At 41.5% G+C, this 18,761-nt stretch carries 13 protein-coding genes and 2 pseudogenes; 12 read left to right on the top strand and 3 right to left on the bottom strand.

The window, feature by feature from the left end; genetic code table 11:
- Window positions 1–10 precede the first annotated feature (10 nt).
- From BJP34_RS17235 to BJP34_RS50055, 9 genes are all read left to right on the top strand, one after another.
- Complete coding sequence (locus tag BJP34_RS17235; RefSeq protein WP_070393407.1) at window positions 11–844, top strand: O-methyltransferase; 834 nt, start codon at window positions 11–13, stop codon at window positions 842–844.
- A gap of 71 nt (window positions 845–915) precedes the next feature.
- The gene (locus tag BJP34_RS17230) at window positions 916–2,244 is read left to right on the top strand and encodes an ATP-grasp domain-containing protein (RefSeq protein ID WP_070393406.1); all 1,329 of its coding nucleotides are present in this window, start codon (window positions 916–918) and stop codon (window positions 2,242–2,244) included.
- Entirely contained in the window at window positions 2,229–2,438 is a 210-nt protein-coding gene (locus BJP34_RS40030; RefSeq protein WP_324611087.1) for an NAD(P)-dependent oxidoreductase, read from the top strand. Before BJP34_RS17230 ends, BJP34_RS40030 begins: the two co-directional genes overlap by 16 nt.
- A 427-nt stretch (window positions 2,439–2,865) precedes the next feature.
- Entirely contained in the window at window positions 2,866–3,849 is a 984-nt protein-coding gene (locus BJP34_RS17225) for a DMT family transporter (RefSeq protein WP_070393405.1), read from the top strand.
- 254 nt (window positions 3,850–4,103) lie between these two features.
- The gene (locus BJP34_RS17220) at window positions 4,104–8,120 is read left to right on the top strand and encodes a non-ribosomal peptide synthetase (protein WP_070393404.1); all 4,017 of its coding nucleotides are present in this window, start codon (window positions 4,104–4,106) and stop codon (window positions 8,118–8,120) included.
- Window positions 8,121–8,148: 28 nt separating this feature from the next.
- Complete coding sequence (locus BJP34_RS17215; protein WP_070393403.1) at window positions 8,149–9,189, top strand: methyltransferase; 1,041 nt, start codon at window positions 8,149–8,151, stop codon at window positions 9,187–9,189.
- Between the two features lie 485 nt (window positions 9,190–9,674).
- Entirely contained in the window at window positions 9,675–10,373 is a 699-nt protein-coding gene (locus BJP34_RS17210; protein WP_324611086.1) for a DMT family transporter, read from the top strand.
- A gap of 155 nt (window positions 10,374–10,528) precedes the next feature.
- A complete protein-coding gene (locus tag BJP34_RS17205; RefSeq protein ID WP_070393402.1) occupies window positions 10,529–11,938 on the top strand; it encodes a sodium/proline symporter in 1,410 nt (469 codons plus the stop codon).
- 171 nt (window positions 11,939–12,109) lie between these two features.
- Complete coding sequence (locus tag BJP34_RS50055) at window positions 12,110–12,346, top strand: hypothetical protein (protein ID WP_324611068.1); 237 nt, start codon at window positions 12,110–12,112, stop codon at window positions 12,344–12,346.
- 31 nt (window positions 12,347–12,377) lie between these two features.
- Here the strand turns inward: BJP34_RS50055 and tnpA are convergent.
- Window positions 12,378–12,758, bottom strand: a pseudogene (tnpA, locus tag BJP34_RS17195) (IS200/IS605 family transposase); the annotation flags it as partial.
- A 128-nt stretch (window positions 12,759–12,886) separates the two neighbouring features.
- Here tnpA and BJP34_RS47570 point away from each other — a divergent pair.
- Window positions 12,887–14,257, top strand: a pseudogene (locus tag BJP34_RS47570) (RNA-guided endonuclease InsQ/TnpB family protein).
- A gap of 318 nt (window positions 14,258–14,575) precedes the next feature.
- On the opposite strand, the gene BJP34_RS43540 reads toward BJP34_RS47570, so the two are convergent.
- The gene (locus tag BJP34_RS43540) at window positions 14,576–14,746 is read right to left on the bottom strand and encodes a hypothetical protein (protein ID WP_158517269.1); all 171 of its coding nucleotides are present in this window, start codon (window positions 14,744–14,746) and stop codon (window positions 14,576–14,578) included.
- A gap of 605 nt (window positions 14,747–15,351) precedes the next feature.
- On the opposite strand from BJP34_RS43540, the gene BJP34_RS17185 reads away from it, so the two are divergent.
- A complete protein-coding gene (locus BJP34_RS17185) occupies window positions 15,352–16,221 on the top strand; it encodes a hypothetical protein (RefSeq protein ID WP_070393401.1) in 870 nt (289 codons plus the stop codon).
- Between the two features lie 443 nt (window positions 16,222–16,664).
- On the opposite strand, the gene BJP34_RS17180 is transcribed toward BJP34_RS17185, so the two are convergent.
- Window positions 16,665–17,345 carry a hypothetical protein gene (locus BJP34_RS17180; RefSeq protein WP_149031018.1) on the bottom strand — a complete coding sequence of 227 codons (681 nt, stop codon included), beginning with the start codon at window positions 17,343–17,345 and terminating at the stop codon, window positions 16,665–16,667.
- Window positions 17,346–17,706: 361 nt separating this feature from the next.
- Here BJP34_RS17180 and BJP34_RS17175 point away from each other — a divergent pair, with 361 nt between their 5' ends.
- The gene (locus tag BJP34_RS17175) at window positions 17,707–18,213 is read left to right on the top strand and encodes a hypothetical protein (protein ID WP_158517268.1); all 507 of its coding nucleotides are present in this window, start codon (window positions 17,707–17,709) and stop codon (window positions 18,211–18,213) included.
- Window positions 18,214–18,761 lie beyond the last annotated feature (548 nt).

The following is an 18,761-nucleotide window of genomic DNA, read 5'->3' as shown; positions in this document are numbered from 1 at the left end:
AGGAGTAAAAATGACTAACCTACTACAAAGTCCCCCAACTCCAAGGCCCGTAACTCCCTTAGGGATTTTAGTACAACAGCTAGAAGGGATCGTGGAGATGGCCGAACAGGAGAAAGTGCCCGCTGCTCTGATGGCGTCTCTCCAACAAGCACTAGCCCTAGCCGCTGGCATCGACCCTTACCTTGAAGAATGTGCGACTCCAGAGTCTCCTGCCCTAGCGGCCTTAGCCCAGAAAACGGCAAGAGAAGATTGGAGCAAGCTTTTCTCAGATGAAGAAACCGTGCGCCAGTTGGAGCAAGAGATGCTCTCTGGGCATATTGAAGGACAAACCCTCAAGTTGTTCGTCTACATGACTAAGGCCAAGCGCATCCTAGAAGTCGGAATGTTTACTGGATATTCTGCTCTAGCCATGGCAGAAGCCTTGCCTGAAGATGGGGACTTAGTTGCCTGTGAAGTCGATCAATATGTGGCCGACTTTGCCCGTGCTTGCTTTCAAGCCTCCCCTCACGGCAGCAAAATTAAGGTGGAAGTCGCTCCAGCCTTGGAAACCCTAGAAAAGTTGGCAGATGCCCAGGAATCCTTTGATTTGGTGTTTATTGATGCTGATAAGAAGGAATATGTGGATTATTTCAAGGTCTTGCTAGACAGGGATGTATTAACTCCTGGTGGCTTTATCTGTGTGGATAATACCCTTCTTCAGGGACAACCTTATTTACCCCCAGAGCAACAGACTGCCAATGGAAGTGCGATCGCTAAATTTAATCAGTTTGTAGCGGATGACCCCCGAGTAGAACAAGTGTTACTACCGTTGCGAGATGGTCTAACTATCATCCGACGCATCTAGATAAATTACGATCAGACCATAAACAAAAGGCAATGAACAGCTCCATTGCCTTGTTCTTTCCCTAGTAAATAATGATTGCTTTACTAAAAAATATCGGCACCTTAACCTTACTGTTAATTGCCTTACCTCTAAATGCCACTCTCGTCTTTATTTCCCTAGTAATCAATTGGATAACTTCCCCATTTCGCAGAGGACGAATACCTGTTGAAGGTTCCAAAAACATCTTGATTACCGGGGGCAAAATGACCAAAGCCCTGCAACTGGCTCGTTCTTTTCATAAGTCTGGGCACAATGTCTTTTTAGTTGAAACTCATAAATATTGGCTATCTGGTCACAGATTTTCTAATGCGGTTAAAGGGTTTTATACCGTTCCAGCACCAGAAAAATATCCCAATGGTTATTCCCAAGCCTTACTAAAAATTGTTCAAAAAGAAAAGATTGATGCTTTCATTCCCGTATCTAGCCCAGTAGCGAGCTATTATGATTCCGTCGCTGGAACGTTACTCTCCCCCTACTGCGAAGTCATCCACTTTTCTCCTGACATCACCCAGATGTTAGACGACAAATTTACATTGTGCGAGCAAGCCCGTTGTTTGGGATTATCAGCACCAAAATCCTTCCTAATTACCGATCCACAACAAATTCTAGATTTTGACTTCAAATCAGATGGGAGTCGGTATATTATCAAAAGCATTCGCTATGATTCAGTCTCTCGCTTGGACATGACCAAGTTTCCCTTTGAAGGAATGGAAGATTATGTCAAAAATCTTCCTATTACAAAGGACAACCCTTGGACAATGCAAGAGTTTATTACCGGTCAGGAGTATTGCACCCACAGTACAGTCCGCAAGGGAAAAATTAGACTTCACTGCTGTTCCCCATCGTCTCCTTTCCAAGTCAATTATCAGCATCTTGAGAAGCCTGAAATAGTTTCATGGGTTGATAAATTTGTCAAGGAATTAAATTTGACAGGACAAATTTCCTTTGACTTCATTCAAACCGAAGACGGCACCGTCTATCCGATTGAATGTAATCCTCGCACCCATTCTGCTATCACCATGTTTTACAATCATCCAGGATTAGCAGATGCTTACCTAAAAGATAGTGATGAGGAAAATCAAGCACCGATTGTGCCCCGCCCTGACAGTAAGCCAACTTACTGGCTCTATCATGAAATTTGGCGGCTGACTGAGATCAGATCATGGTCAGCTTTACAAGGGTGGATTAAAAAGATTGTCAAGGGTACAGATGCCATTTTTCAAGTCAACGATCCCTTGCCCTTCTTAACCGTACCCCATTGGCAAATTACCTTACTATTGTTAGAGAATTTACGGAAACTAAAAGGCTGGGTAAGGATTGATTTTAATATTGGTAAACTGGTAGAATTGGGTGGGGATTAAATAGCGTTCGGCTTACTATTCGCCCTATCAAAAAAGTTAAGCAATATATGTTACCAAGTAACAGCACTTCGGAGAGGGAATCTACCCTCAATCATCCCACCATCGGTATCATCGGTTGCGGCAATATTGGAGGGCGACAAGCTGCTAATTTTCTAGCCCATGGCTACTCGGTCTATGTCTACGACATCAATTAGGATTACACTGGCTATTCCGCAGCCTAAATTGATCTTAATAATCATTACATATATCTAAGCTCACCCCGCTGGTAAGGTTTGTCAGCATCTGTAAATGCTAGCTCGCTCTTTTATAGATAATCAAGTCTAGATTACAGTTACTTTCATCTCCTTTATACTGTTATTTATCCTCCTAGGGATATAGTCTGTAACCACTAAGCAAAATACCACGACTGATTACTTGCTAGCAGGAACATTAATCCCTAACTAACAGCACTATCAGTAATGGCTACAGGTTTTATTGTTTGGGCTATTAAGCCGTTACACTAAATTAACTATACATTTTCAAAAAACTAAACTTTTTTACGGAAAAGGGTATAGATAATTATAGTAGTAATCAAGTCTGTTGAGGTGCTAACTTATGTTTTGAATAACTCTATCAATAAATATGAAGCCTCAACCAAAATTACTAGGGCTACAATCCCTATCTTCATTACCGATAAATTCCTTAGCTGCATTGATAGGTAGCTTAGTCAGTCTATCTTTATCACCAATTTTTATCCGTTTGAGTGAATTGGAAATGGGACCAAATGCTACAGCATTTAATCGTTTCTGGATTGCGGCTGTTGCCTTTGGGCTAGTAAATGCATTATTAACTGCGCGCAGCCGACAAAATCATACCCAATTAACTCAACAGAAACCTAATCCAGTAGGAACCTTGCCTGCAACCTCTCTACTGATAGCAGACGGGGTACTTCTATCAACGGGTATGATATGTTGGGCTTGGTCTTTGACTAAGACTAGTATTGCCGACTCTAGCATTATGCATAATCTGGTTCCCATATTTACTGTCTTAGGAGGGTGGCTAGCTTTAGGTCAGACTTTTGACCGTCGATTTGTTCTTGGTATGTTTGTTGCCCTCACCGGATCGCTTTTGCTAGAAGTTAATGACCTTTTATCATTGAGCATCAGCCAACAACTACTAGGAAATTTGGCTGCTTTACTCTCAGCAGTATTTTTTGGCATACATCCACTAATTATTGAGCAACTCCGCATTAACTTAAACTCAGTCACGATTCTGACTTGGTCTTCCATAACCAGCGCTTTGTTGCTATTGCCCGTTGCTCTGATCGCCGAAGGGCAAATTTTTCCGAGTTCTCTAACTGGGTGGTTTTCAGTCACCGCCCTAGCCTTATTTGGTCAGATACTAGGTGTAGGACTTTGGGCTTATTGCCTTAAAAAGTTATCTGCTGGGTTTGGTAGCCTAGTTGCGTTGCTTATTCCAGCTCTTAGCGCTGTGGAAGGTTGGGCGATTTTCTCAGAACATATTGAACTGTGGACTTTGGTAAGTTTCCTGGTAATTTTATTCGGAATGTATTTGGCGCTCTCTAGTAGATCTGCGATCAAGTCTGGAGTTGAGTCTTCTAGTTAATTTAGCTTGAAGCTGTGAAAACCTGATTTTGAGACTCCTTGAGGGTTAAAGTACCAATTAAAATTAATATATATACTGTACAAAAGGTACAAATTTATTTATTGTAATTTTCGAGTAAAATGTAAATAAAAAAGTTAAATAAAAAAAATAAGTCCGTGGATTATGGTTTGCTGTTTAAGTACAGCAAGATGACGATAAATATTTTTTATGTGGTTAGATATTGAACGCAAACCTATACAATTAGTAATCAAGTTATGTCTACTTTAATTTCTTTTGCGACCTCTCACATACAGCAAGCAAATTGGTTTCTGTATAAGTTCCAACCTACAGGTTTATCAGACAAACTATCTATCGCAGTTAGGATTAAATCCCCTGTAGATATTAAAACTATCGAAACTACACTACAAGCCTTAACTGAACGCCACGCTATTCTCCGCAGTATTTATTACGAAGAAGATGGACAAATAATACAAAAAATCCGAGACACTGCTGATATATATCTTGCCAAAATAGATGCTTCATCTTGGAGTGATGAGGAATTAAATGAGCAGTTATCACAGCGGATAAAACTTCCTTTTAATTTAGAAAATGGATCAATATTTCGTGCTTGTTTATTTACTCGATCGGCGACAGACTATATTTTAGTATTAACCCTTCATCAAATAGCTGCCGATTGGGAGTCCTTATTAATTTTAGTGGATGACTTGGTAGGTATATATGAATCAACAATAAATTGTAAACCCCCAAATTTACTACCCATTAATAAATCTTACCGAGACTATATCCACCAAGAAGTAGAGTTTATCAATAGTGTGGAAGGCAAACAAATTGGTAAGTATTGGCGAGAGAATTTAGCGGATGACTTACCAGTGTTGGAGTTACCGACAACGTCTCCTCGTCCGAGTATGAGGACTTATGATGGTGCTGCCATCAAGTTCACTATAAATCCGGAATTAACTCAACAACTTAAACAACTTGTCAAAACCCAAGGAGTAACAATTGAAGAGATTCTATTAGCAGTATTTAAAGTACTGCTTTACCGCTATACGGGAGAACAAGATATTCTGGTGGCTTTATTACAGAAGCGAGCCAATCGACTATTATTTGAACAAGTTGTTGGAAATTTTAATAATGTTACAGTTGCTAGACAGGCAATTTCAGCAACTATTAAATTTACTGATTTGCTGAACCAAGTCAGACAGCAATTATTTGAATTAGATAGGTATCAAAATTATCCCTTTTCACTACTAATTCAAGAGCTAAAATCCTATACTTTAAGTCATCCTCCGATCTGTCAAGTAGCTTTTGGCTATTCCCAACTGGATAAGTTATTTAATGCCCAAGAAATAGACATAGAATACTACGAAATTCCACAACAAAAAGTAGATTTTGAACTGAGCTTAGAAGTAACGGATTTACAAAGCTATAGTTTGGGTTACTTTAAGTACAACACTGATATATTAGAAGCGGAAACTGTTGCTAAAATAGCCGAACATTTCCAGAATTTACTAACAGCATTTGTCGCTAATCCTGATACACCAGTGGGTAAATTGCCGATGCTGAGTGATGGGGAACAGCAGCAAATAGTACTGGCATGGAACAAAACTCAAACAGATTACCCTCAAAATAAATCTATCCATCAGTTATTTGAGAGCCAAGTAGAGAAAACACCAGATGCAGTAGCAGTAGTATTTGAAGACCAAGAGCTGACTTACTCTGAGTTGAATACTAAAGCTAATCAACTAGCTCACTACCTGCAAAAGTTGGGAATCGGACCAGACGTGCAAGTGGGAATCTGTGTGGAGCGTTCTCTAGAAATGGTTGTAGGGCTATTAGGAATCCTGAAAGCCGGAGGAGCTTATGTGCCACTCGACTCTAGCTATCCATCAGAACGTTTAGCGTATATGCTCTCTGATGCCAAAGTAGCAGTATTGCTGACTCAGGAATCATTAGTGACATCGTTGCCAGAGTATCAAGGGCAAATGGTATGTTTGGATAGCGATTGGGACGCGATCGCCCAGTTTTCCGAAGAAAATTTGAGCAGGGTCGTCAAACCAAAGAATCTTGGCTACATCATCTATACCTCTGGCTCCACAGGTAAACCCAAGGGAGTTGCCATGAGTCAACGGGCTCTAGTTAACCTGATTATGTGGCAGCAGCAGGAAGCAATTATTGGTCAAGGTGCGAGAACATTACAATTTTCTCCGATCAGCTTTGACGTATCCTTCCAAGAAATTTTCTCAACTTGGTATTCAGGGGGCATCCTGGTTTTAATTTCTCAAGAGGTCAGGCGCGATCCCTTGGCGTTGATGCAATTCATGGCTCAGAAAAAGATAGATAAGCTATTTTTACCCTTTGTCGCCTTGCAGCAGTTGGCTGCAGTTGCCCCTCAATGCCAAAATCTGCCGCAACTGCGTGAAATTGTGACAGCAGGGGAACAGTTGCAGGTGACTCCAGATCTAATTGAGTTGATGAACCGACTACCTTACTGTAGGCTGCAAAATCAATACGGACCGTCGGAAAGCCATGTGGTTTCTGCTTACACCTTGCAAGGGGCTGCCACAAGTTGGCCAGCACTCCCTCCTATCGGTCGCCCCATTGCTAACAATCAACTTTATATCCTTAACAGTGAACTACAGCCAGTTCCGATCGGTGTTGCTGGAGAGCTTTATATTGGTGGAGTTGGTGTGGCCAATGGCTATCATAACCGTCCGGAACTGACTGCGGAAAAATTCATACCGGATCCTTTTGGGGAACAGGGAGAAAGCAGACTCTACAAAACTGGTGACAGGGCTCGCTATCTCCGTGATGGCAACATCGAATTTCTAGGTCGTATTGATAACCAAGTCAAAATAAGGGGTTTCCGCATCGAAATCGGAGAAATTGAAGCCACCCTCAGTCAACATCCCACTGTCAAAGAAACAGTAGTAGTGGTCAGGGAAGACAACCCTGGTAATAAACGTCTAGTGGCATACATAGTGCCTGAAACCGAAACCACCTCAAACTCAGAACTATCAGACACTCAAGTCAATACTGAAATAGCTCAGCAAATAATACCACAACTAAAACAACATCTCAATCAAAAATTAGCAGAATATATGGTGCCATCTGCTTTTGTGGTGTTGTCCAAACTGCCGTTAACACCCAACGGGAAGGTCAACCGTCGCTCCTTACCTGCGCCGGATCTTTCTAGTTTTAGCAGGAGTGAGAATTTTGTTGCACCACGCGATTCTATCGAACAAAAACTTGCAGAAATTTGGTCACAGCTCCTTAATATTAACCCAGTGGGAGTGAAAGATAATTTCTTCGAGTTGGGGGGCCATTCCCTCTTAGCCGTTAGTTTAATGGCAAAAATTCAGCAACACCTTGACAAACAACTACCGTTGTCAACGCTTTTCACGAGTCCCACCATAGAAGATTTAGCCAATGTAGTACGGCAGGAAACTAAGGTTAGTTCTTCTTCTCTGGTACCCCTTCAAACTCAGGGTACTAAACCACCATTTTTCTGCGTACATCCTGCTGGTGGCCATGTGTTTTATTATCTAGAATTATCCCGCTATTTAGGTAACGATATCCCTTTTTATGGTTTACAAGTCCAAGGGTTTAATGAAGGAGAAAAAGTATTCACGAAAGTAGAAGATATGGCTGATTTTTATATCAAAAATATTCGAGACTTTCAACCAGAAGGTCCTTATCAAATTGGTGGCTGGTCTTTTGGAGGAGTAGTTGCTTTTGAAATGGCACAGCAGTTAGTTCAGCAGGGACAAGAGGTTAGTTTATTAGCTCTGTTAGACCCTTGGGTTCCCATCTTATTAGACCCCAATAAAAAAATCGATAAATTATACATGAGAGGTGTATTGAGTCGTTATTTTGGGGGAATGTTTGGTATTACTAATTTAGTTACTGAGGAAGAAATAATTGGTTTAAATTCGGAGAATCAAATAGAGTTTATTATTGATAAAGCGGAAAAATTAGAGTTATTTCCCAAGGAAGCAACTCGCGAACAGAATCGACGCTTTATCGATGTCATCATCGGTACTTTAAAAGCAACTTATACCTATAAGCGTCGGCCTTATCCCGGAAAAGTAACAGTTTTTCGGGCAGAAGAGAAGCATCCTCATGGGATTGATCCTCAGTTAGTTTGGGTAGAAATGTACGCTATTTTAGATGTAGCTGATATGGAGGTAGTTATGGTTCCTGGTAATCATTTTACATTCATACAAGACCCCAACCTAAAAGTATTGGCAGAACGTTTGAGTAGTCGTGTATAATCATTAAAATTATAGAGGTTAATTAATTATGTTAGGAACTGCATCAGAAGCTAAAAAGAAAATATACCGAATTATCTACGGTTACTGGCAAAGTCAGTGTGCTTATGTGGCCACAAGTTTAGGAATCCCTAACCTGTTGCAAGATGAGCCAAAAACCGTTGATGAAATTGCCGAAAAAACGTCAACAAACGTTGAAAAGCTTTATGTGGTTATGCGGGCTTTAGCCCATTTAGGGGTGTTCGTGGAGAAACCCGGACGGGTTTTTGCCTCAACGGAATTATCAGAACTTTTGATCAGCAATAATAATTCCCCTTCCATCGCTGACTTTTTAATGCATATTACTGAGCCGAATATGTGGGATGCTTGGCGGGAATTGGAAAACAGTTTGAAGACGGGAGAAGTCCCCTTTGAACTGGCCAAAAGTCAGGATTTTTACAGTGAGTATATGACCGCGAACCCTAACAGCAAAAAACTCTTCAACAATGCCATGAGTTTTTTGACTAATGAAGCGGTTGAACCGTTGTTTGAATTTTATGACTTTGGTCGTTTTGAAACCGTGATGGATGTAGGCGGCAATCAAGGAACATTAATTGCCAATATTGTGAAAAAATTTGGCTGCAAAGGAATTTTATTTGACTTGCCTAATGAGGTAGAAACTGCTCCTAATAATCTGGCAAAATATGGAGTAAATGATGCAGTACAAGTTGTTGGTGGCAGTGCTTTGGAATCTTTACCAAAAGGTGCCGATGCAATTGTGATGAAGTATTTTCTATCGGTGTTTAGTAAAGAAAATTCTATCAAAGTACTAACTAACTGTCGCGAAGCTCTCCCGAAACATGGTAAGGTCATACTACTCCAAACTCTAGTTCCTCCTGTGGGTGCCCCTGTAGAATATCCTGATGGAACTATACCAGCTTTGGCTGCGGTTCAAATGATGATTACTAATCCAGGGGGTTACTGGCGTACGGAACAAGAATATAAGGATTTATTTGCAGCGAGTGGTTTTAAACTCGAACAAGTTGTTTATACTGGGACAAGTTTGACAGTTATGGAATTTAGTGTTAACTAGTTAAACAACCAATAAGCACAGCTAATTTCCGATAGGAGGCTATTTCTAGAATTTACTAGTTTTTTAGCCTCATATCTTCAATAGCAGCATAAATCCAAATTAAATATTACTTGAAATTATTATCTTAAATTTATACTACCCATTCAATAGCTACAGGTGTTATATTTGATGCTTAACCTAGGGTGTAAATAAATCTATTTAATAACATGAATGCTCAAGGTATATTATCACGGATACAGTACCTATATTCATTTCCAATAGATTCCTTAGCTGCCTTAATAGGTAGCCTAATATGTCTGTATTTATCACCAATTTTTATCCGTTTGAGTGAATGATAAATAAGACCAAATGCTACGGCATTTAATCGTTTTTGGATTGCCGCTGTTGCCTTTGGAATAATCAATAGCTGGTTAAATGTTGGTCACCAAAAGCAGGAGACTCAATCTAAACTACAGAAAATTCATCTGGGAGCATAAAAAAGGCTACTGATTGCCGATGGGTTGCTTTTAGCGATGGGTACAATATGTTGGACGTGGTCTTTAACCCAGACCAGCGTTGCTAACTCTAGCATTATCCATAATTTGATTCCCATATTTACTATCTTAGGAGGGTGGCTAGGGTTTGGTCAGCTCTTTGATCGTCGATTTATCGTGGGTATATTTGTTGCGATCGCAGGAGTTACGTTACTAGAAATCAATGAGCTGTTCTCATTTAGAATAGGCCCACAAATAGTAGGGGATTTAGCAGCGTTAGTCTCAGCAATATTTTTTGGAGTACACCCATTAATAGCTGAGCAACTTCGCACTAAGTTTAACTCTGTGACGATTATGACATGGTCTTCAACAACTAGCTGTATATTGCTATTACCTGTTACTGTTTTTGCTAAAGAGCAACTTTTTCCGAGTTCCATAAGTGGGTGCTTTTCAGTCATCGCCCTTGCCGCCGTTGGTCAAATGTTGGGTATAGAACTTTGGACTTATTGCCTCAAAAAGTTATCTTCAGGGTTTGCTAGCCTAGTGGGGTTGATTGTTCCTGTTCTCAGTTCCCTCGAAGGTTGGGCGATTTTATCAGAACCTCTTACTTTTTTAGCTTTAGTCAGTTTTGTGGTAATCTTAGTGGAAAGGTATTTGGCTATTTCTAGCCGATCGGCTATTAAATCTGCCATTGAATCGGCTAATAGTTAAGTTTAACTACTGCATCTATCAAAATTTATTTTATTTTATCAACATCGAAGTATTAGGATTAAAAACTTGTGGTGCTATATCATTAAATCAGCAGAGATTTAGTAAATAAGATTAACCATCCCTAGCAATGACTGATTAACCCCTAAACAAACCTAATGCCTAAACAAGTTGGGATTGCACTGACGTTTATCATATTCCTGCTGTTATTTACAGCAGTGGGAATTTACTCCGCAACCCGCAAACAAAATACTACCACCGATTATTTACTGGCTAGTCGCAATGTCAACCCTTGGCTGACAGCACTGTCGGCAATGGCAACTGGTCAAAGTGGCTTCTTGTTCATCGCTCAAGTCGGTTTTGCCTACAAAATAGGCATTTCCTCCCTGTGGCTGACCATTGGTTGGGCAATTGGAGACTATCTTGCTTGGTATTTTATTTTCAAACGGTTGAGACAGCTCTCTGAGGAAACTGCTTCAGATACCGTCTCCTCCTTTCTCAGTCAAAATATGAAAGGGTCCCGTTTAATTGCCATTATCTCTGCTATAATAATCATTATATTTCTAGGTTCCTACGCCGCAGCCCAACTGGTAGCAGGAAGCAAAGCACTCAATGCGGTGTTCGGATGGAACTATAATTTAGGCATCATTATAGGAGCAGTAATTGTAGTTATCTACTGCTTTTCTGGGGGAATTCGCGCCTCAATTTGGACCGATGCCCTACAAGCAACAATCATGATCGGTTCCTTGTTACTGTTGTTAGTGGTGGCGGTTGCGAGTTGTGGTGGAACCGAGCAACTGTGGCAATCTTTGGCAGCCATTGATCCAGCCTTAATCAACTGGAATTCTTCTCAGCAACCATGGGGATTTGCACCTTTCTTTATCGGTTGGGTAGTAGCTGGTTTTGGTGTGGTGGGACAACCCCACATTATGGTGCGTGCTATGGCAATTGACTCAGCCGACAACATTGCTTTTGCCAGAAATCTCAAAGCTGCTTTGGGGTTAGTAACCTCTATCTCGGCGATGGGGATTGGCTTAGCAGGGCGAGTGCTGATGCCTGATTTGTTGGCTTCGGGGGATCCAGAATTGGCACTTCCTTACCTATCGTTGAAATTGTTACCAGTGGTTTTGGTGGGATTGATGCTCGCTGGGCTGTTTTCCGCCACTATGTCCACAGCAGATTCTCAAATACTCTCTTGTTCAGCTGCCATAACCCAAGATATTTTTCCCACTGCAGCTCAATCCTACAAATTGGCAAAGGTAGGAACCCTAACTGTAACAGCAGTAGTTTTGGCGATGGCCTTATTTGGCAATAACAATGTCTTTGCTTTAGTAACTTTTTCTTGGTCGGCTCTGGCTTCAGGTTTGGGTCCTTTATTAATCTTGAGAGTTTGGCAGCGACCAGTCAATCTAATCACAGCGATCGCAATGATGGGAATTGGGATTGCTACAGCGTTGATTTGGAATTTAGGACTTGATTTGTCCAGTGCTATTTATGAAGTGCTTCCAGGTATGGCTGCAGGAATGGCAGTCTATGGAATTGATCAGTTTTTGAAACATCCTAAATGATTTCATTCTAGTTCTGACAATTCTTGCGCAGTAGCTTTAGTCAAAAATATCGCTGACTATGACGCTGCCCTAAAAACAGCGTTTGAACATTCAGATCAGGTTTTAGTCGAAGAGTACATCGAACTGGGTCGGGGAGTCAGATGTGGAATCTTTGTCAAATACCGTGAGCTCGTGGGTTTACCCCTGGAAGAGTATCTGGTGAATCCCCATGACCACCCGATTCGCAACTATGAGGATAAACTAAAACGAACAGAAGATGGCAACTTGAGTTTGACTGCTAAGGATGGTGTTAAGGCTTGGATGCTAGACCCTAGTGACCCTGTAACCAAGCCAGTTCAGGCAGTAGCTAAGATGTGTCATCAGGCGTTGGGCTGTCGGCACTACAGTCTTTTTGACCGGAAACCCTGAGGGCGCAAGCCCCTAAATTCCATTTATGGGGTTAGCCCGAACAGGAATTTATTCCCATTACCTCTTTTTGATTTTGCACGTACCTTTTGATTGTCTCAAGTGGTGCTCCTCCAACTGTGGACAGAAAGTAAGAATTAGTCCACAAGGTAGGTAACCGACTTTTCAAGTGAGGAAATTGAACTCTTAGGTACCTGCTGGTTGCCCCTTTAAATCGTTTAACCACTCTGTGGATGCCAAACTGAGGTTCGCATTCACAGAGTAGGTGAACATGCTCAGGCATCACTTCCAGTTCAATGATTTCGACTTGAATCTCCTTTGCTATTTGGTGAAGGAGTTCTTTTAATTTTGCTTCCACCTCTCCCACAAGTACTGGCCGGCGGGACTTGGGACACCATACTACGTGGTATTTACACTATTAAACAATGTTTTTGTTGTATTTGAATTTATTTTTAACTTTGTCCTAAACATTAACTAGATTTTGTGTATATACTATACAAGTATACGCAAAATCTAGTCAAGGAGGTGATTAAAGTGTTGGTGATGGAGTTCAAAGCCGTTCTCAAAGAATCCCAGAAAAAAGCTGTAGACGAAGCTATTCGTACATCAAAATTTGTCCGCAACAAGGTGCTTCGTTATTGGATCGACAATAAAGGAATTGGCAAAAAAGAACTGTATCGCTACAACACTCAGTTAAGAGACGAGTTTAAATTCGTTAAAGACCTCAATAGTCATGCTTGCCAGGCGTCTGTGGAAAACGTAGAACGAGCAGTAGCGCGTTTTTTCGAGAATTGCAAAAAGAACGTTCCCGGCAAGAAAGGTTTCCCAAAGTTCAAGAAACATTATCGCTCGGTTGAATATAAGCAGTCTGGATGGAAGTTGTCCCCAGATAAAAAATCCCTAAAATTCACCGACAAGAAAGGTATTGGGAAAGTCAAACTCAAGGGAACCTGGGATTTATGGTGGTTCGACCAAAAGCTGATCAAACGGGTACGAATAGTAAAAAGAGCTGATGGCTATTATGTCCAGTTCTGTGTAAAAGTAGACAACTATGAAAATCTGGAAGTAACTGGTTATGCTCTCGGATTAGATGTAGGATTGAAAGAATTCTATACGGATTCCGAAGGCCGCACCGAACCAAATCCTAGGTTTTACCGAAAAAGCGAAAAACGTGTAAAGTTTTGCCAGCGACGAGTATCCCGAAAAAAGAAAGGTAAGGCCGTAGGCCACGCTTCGCGAACAGCCAACCGACGGAAAGCCAGAAATAGATTAGGCAGGGCACATCTTAAGATAAGTAGGCAGCGTAAAGAACACGCCAAGAGACTGGTTAGAAGTTACCGTAAGAATAAAGAAGCCTTTATGGTTAGTCGGCTATGCATAAAAGGGTTAAATCTTTGTTATTAAGGCTTCTTTATTCTAAGGTTTCGTCTCCGGCGCGTTGCGTAATCCGGTCTAACGACCTAGTCGCCTACGTTCGCGAAGCGTGCCGTAAGGCAAGACTTAAAGGTCAAAAACTTAGTGAAAAATCACTGCCTTGCTAAATCTATAAATGATGCAGGTTGGCGTCAGTTTCGGGAGTGGTTGGAGCATTTTGGTCAAAGGTTTGGTCGGATCACTGTTGCAGTTAATCCTGCCTATACAAGCCAAAATTGTTCTGAGTGTGGTGAAGTGGTAAAGAAGTCCTTATCGACCAGGACTCATGTCTGTAAATGTGGATGTAGATTAGATTCGCCGAAGGCGACGCTACGCGAACGCGACCACAACGCCGCCAAAAATATACTTAATAGAGCCTTGAGTACGGTGGGGCACACCGGAACTTATAAAAACGCTTGGGGAGATTTGTCCTCTACTAAACCTGGTTCCGGCCTGGTTGAGCAAGACAAGTCCGTGAACCAAGAATCCCCCGATTTCTAATCGTGGGGAGTGTCAATTCCGTATCGACCAACAAGGGCAACCTTGGTTTATAGAAGCAGGGTTGTATTGTTCTTTTTCTCCTAAAAGTGTGATTGCTTCTATGGCGAAAGCATCGGGGATATCTGTAAATCAGTTGTTGATGACAGCGATTGATGAAACGTTAATTGATAAGGCTGCGTGAAGGGAATAGGGAGCTTAGGATCACGGAATAGTCTGAGGCGGGGGCGCGGCAGGTGTGGGGAAATGGGGATAATATGGGAAGTGTGGCAGGTGTGGCAGGTGTGGCAGGTGTGGGGAGATGAGGAGTCAGATTAGCAACTAGCTCCCCAAGACAGTGCTGCCTAGGTATTCCCTATTCCCTATTCCCATTAACCCAGGACGAGGTACCTCAGCCAATTGAGAACTGCTATTATGAGTAAGTAACGTTGTTTTCCGTAACAAGAGTGCCACTCCCGAGTTAGCGATCGCATGTAGTCTTGGTGATGGCATAATACCACCATCACTATAGTGATCTAAATTGTTATCTAAATTACTCTTGATGGCTTCAGCCCATTCGTGATCAGGGTGTTCACCTGTGACACACCGATTTGGGTATTAGTGATTTTAACCTACAGGAGCCCGATCTCAGGGATTAGACTTTTCGACTAGGAGCTACCTAAAAAACTGGCTGAAAGCAGCTTTTTTGCTAATTAGAGCCGTTTCATCCGGATTAGTTGGGATAAACTGGTTTTGGCTGCTGATTGCCGCCATTTTGGCTCGAAAAATGGCCTATCTAAGCTAACCTTTGTAAAGACTTCACAGAAAATTTACAATCTGGTAGGACTATTCATAAGTAATTTACGGAAAATCACTGATACACGTGGTTAACTTTAGTAGAAGCAAAAAGTGCAGCAGGTAATCAAAGCATGTAGTCTATCCTAGTCACTACGGAAACGCTATGAGGTGCGCTTTCCGTGATGGCGAGCAATCCCTGGCCATCACGGGTCGCACCTCAAGATGCTAACCAGAGTGAAAAAACCGTACCATGCGGAATTTCTCTCACAGCCCTTGAGGTAAATAGTAACACGAGTAGTTTTAACAGTTAACTATAAAACATGTCAGGCTCTCCTCTGAATAAATTTCTTTTCAAACCCGTTCTTCTTGCCGCAGCGGTCTTGTCAGTACTGTCCTTACCAGTAGCAATTTTTGGCTCACAACCAGTCTCCATTCGCATTCAGGGAGAACAGTGGATGGATGGTGAAATTAAGGATCTTGCTCCCCCTTACCTAGGGTTGGTTGGAGCCTTAAGTTTGGGAGTCGGTGTAGCCAGTTTGGCAATTTCAGGGTGGCAACACTCCGCCCATAAATTTTCTCAAACTCAGGACAAAGTTTCCACTCTAGCTGAGGATATCCAGGCAAAAGAAAAAGAATTAGAAGACCTTAAGCTTTCGCTGTCGAGTTTGGCAGCTTCTGGACTCAATGATTTTATAGATGAGGCAGAAACCCATAGACAAGTTACAGAAAACGTTACGGAAAACCTTACTAAAAACCTTACCGACAAAGTTATAGAAAACGTTACAGAAAACCTTACAGAAAACGTTACAGAAAACCTTACGGAAACTCAGGATAACAGCCTTGAATTCCAGCCAGTATTTCAAACTATAGTGACTAGTTCGAATGTTGTTGAAGAGCCTTCCATAACAACTGCTACAAGGTCTGTAGAGGATGTAACCCATAAGTTTGCCTCAGCACAAACGTTTCTAGGTTTTGTGCGCACAAAACCTGTAGTTACCCCACCTATCGAAGTAAGTTCACCAAAACCCGAGCAGCTAGAGCAACTCAACACTCAACTTCAAACAATTATGACTCAGATGGCTTCTTTACAATCCGCCCTTGATGGCACACATAAAAGTCAAGGGATTGAGGTACCTGTAGGGAATAGCCCATCCAAAAAACTTGTTAAGTCCTGGTCTGTAAATGCTTAAGAAGGTTTAATACAAGTTGTTAGACGATTAGGGTGCATTGTTATCCAACCATAAGCTAAAAAGCATCTACTGGAATTTAATCCAGAAAGTTAGGTATAGATAGTTTACTGTTGATAATGATTAAAAATTGCTGAATTTAGTTTACCATTTCTGCCTTTGTAATTTAAAATTATAACCTCGATTTATAAATGGATTAATTTGGCATTAGCTAATTACTGGATTGTCACGATTTAGATGACCATGATCGTTTCCACAAAAAGTGCCAACAAAAGACGATAATAGCGCTCATTAAATAAAACTGTTAAGGTATGTCTGTAAGAGCGTGCACAGTTTGGCTGAGTATTATTATGAATATTATTCTGAGTACTATTCATGGTTCAGGCTTGATAGTGACCAACCATGAACCATGACCATTAACAATCAACTAAGATCAAAGTTTTGTCTTATCGGAAAAACTCTGACGGCGAGAGTGGAGTATTGTTTTGATTAGTTAAATTGGTTAGTGGGCGAATACTACCACTAACCGATGGTTGGGGTTTAAGTTCTGAGCGGTTTCCCCAGCCACCATTGCGTTCTGCTGCCCTAATGCTAGGTACTGATTTCCTGCCACTAGGTAGCCCTATCGGTAGAGTGTAACTGGCCTTTACGTAAGCTTGACCATCATTATTAAATCGGACGAGGTCACCTTCCATCTTGGGAATCTGTGGCTGTTGCTCTTCAGTTCTTCCTACCTGACCATAGGGCTCATAGGTAGCTACGAAAGAGACACTATTATTGGGGCTAACTGAGAATCGTCCTTGTGATTGATTGATTTGCCAAGCTTCCTGAAGGCGACCATCTGGTGCCACCTCCCATAGTTTAAGCCTAGCTTGCCATTGACCCTGGTCGTTTACTTCAACAACTTGGCGATCCAAAATGGAATAGGTTCCTAGGGGGTTAGAACCAAATAAAGGCTGTTGTGTCGGACGCAAATAACGAATAGCAGCTACAGCAATTTGACTTTGGTTAGGTAGATTACTAGTACCGGATACAGTATACGCACCAGGACGACTGGCTGCTTTCACACTTAGTTCTAACTCAAGGTCAGGGGATTCTTTTGGGGAGCAGCTGACACACAATGCCATTAGCATTAGGAGTACAGTCCCCTGGCTATTAGAGTAAAGTGAGCGAACTGTTTGACTTAAAAATTGGTAGAATCGCATAAGCATACGTATAAACAGATTAGATATCCCTAAGGGATAGCTTACAAAGAATGACTAATTGTCAGATTAGGGGTTGAAAATATCGACTATCATAGCAAGTTGTCAAAAATGAGCTAGGTTGATTGGTAGTTAGTGATGGATTTACCACGGAACCCTAATCAACGTCTAAAATAATCAATACCTTGATTGTTTATAATTGAGCGTTTATAATTGGTAGCTTATAAAATTTTATCGACTAAGACTAGTTATGAAGCAGCAAAGCAGGTTTAGACATACATCTTTATTGAAATTTTGTACTACTCAGTTGGCAATTGCTGGCCTAGTAACCCTAGGGATTCCTAATGGTGCTGCCACTGCTGGGAATCAATTTGCTTTGTGTGCCAAAGATCTCAAAGCGGCCAATATCACTTCAGAAATCGCATCACAAGCTTGTTCAGAGGCACTACAACCTGAGGATTTATCGTTGTGTGTACTGAAAATCAAGGTACTGACCTCATTAGCAGGCCAAAAAGCTTTAGGTGCTTGTACACGAGTCCGACGACCTTTGGAATTGGCTAGCTGTGTGATTGATATTGACAAGCAGATTGAAAACATAAATGCTAACTCAGTGCTGGATCACTGCCGTCGTAGCCTCCTGCCAGAGGAATTTTCTGAATGTGTTATTGGCTTGAATAGTGCCAATGTCGCTAGCCCTGACAAGGCTCTAAACACTTGTATTTCTGTTAATCAATATCCCTCCGAATTGTCTCCGACCTTTGCGCCACCTCCGGCAAGAACGTCGGTTCAGTAATTTGGTTGAGTATTGTAAGCATATGCGCTACGCGCACGCTGCGCGAACAGCTCTCAGCAGTCAAGTCGCGCTTACTGCAGGTCACGCTGCTTAACGCGCTCCAATTCAAAATTAAAAATTATTAATTCAAAATGACAATCAGTGGGGGCTTGTACCCGCCACTGATTGAAGACCACAAGTCGCGCTTACCGTAGGTCACGTTGCTTAAAGCGCTCCCTATCAAAGTTCAAAATTATTAATTCAAAATGATTCGGACAATTCTATATTTTTAATTTTTAATTTTTAATTTTTAATTACCCGGGGGGCTTGTACCCAGAATTAAAAAATTGCCAAATTAAGGCCGTAGGCCACGCTGCGCGAACGGATTTTCTTTATTTTGAAGTTTGTTTGAATTTTGAATTTTGAATTACCACTAGGGGTCAGCAGTCAGCTTTATGACACAGGCCACAAGTCCTGTGACAACACTGCAGCATTATTCCAATGCTTACCGATTTTATTCAAAAGCTGTTCGGTTTAGCTTGCCCTATGCTCATGGATCACATCAAGTA

Source organism: Moorena producens PAL-8-15-08-1 (genome assembly GCF_001767235.1).
GTDB classification, from domain to species: Bacteria; Cyanobacteriota; Cyanobacteriia; order Cyanobacteriales; family Coleofasciculaceae; genus Moorena; species Moorena producens_A.
This window is presented reverse-complemented; position numbering and strand designations above follow the sequence as displayed.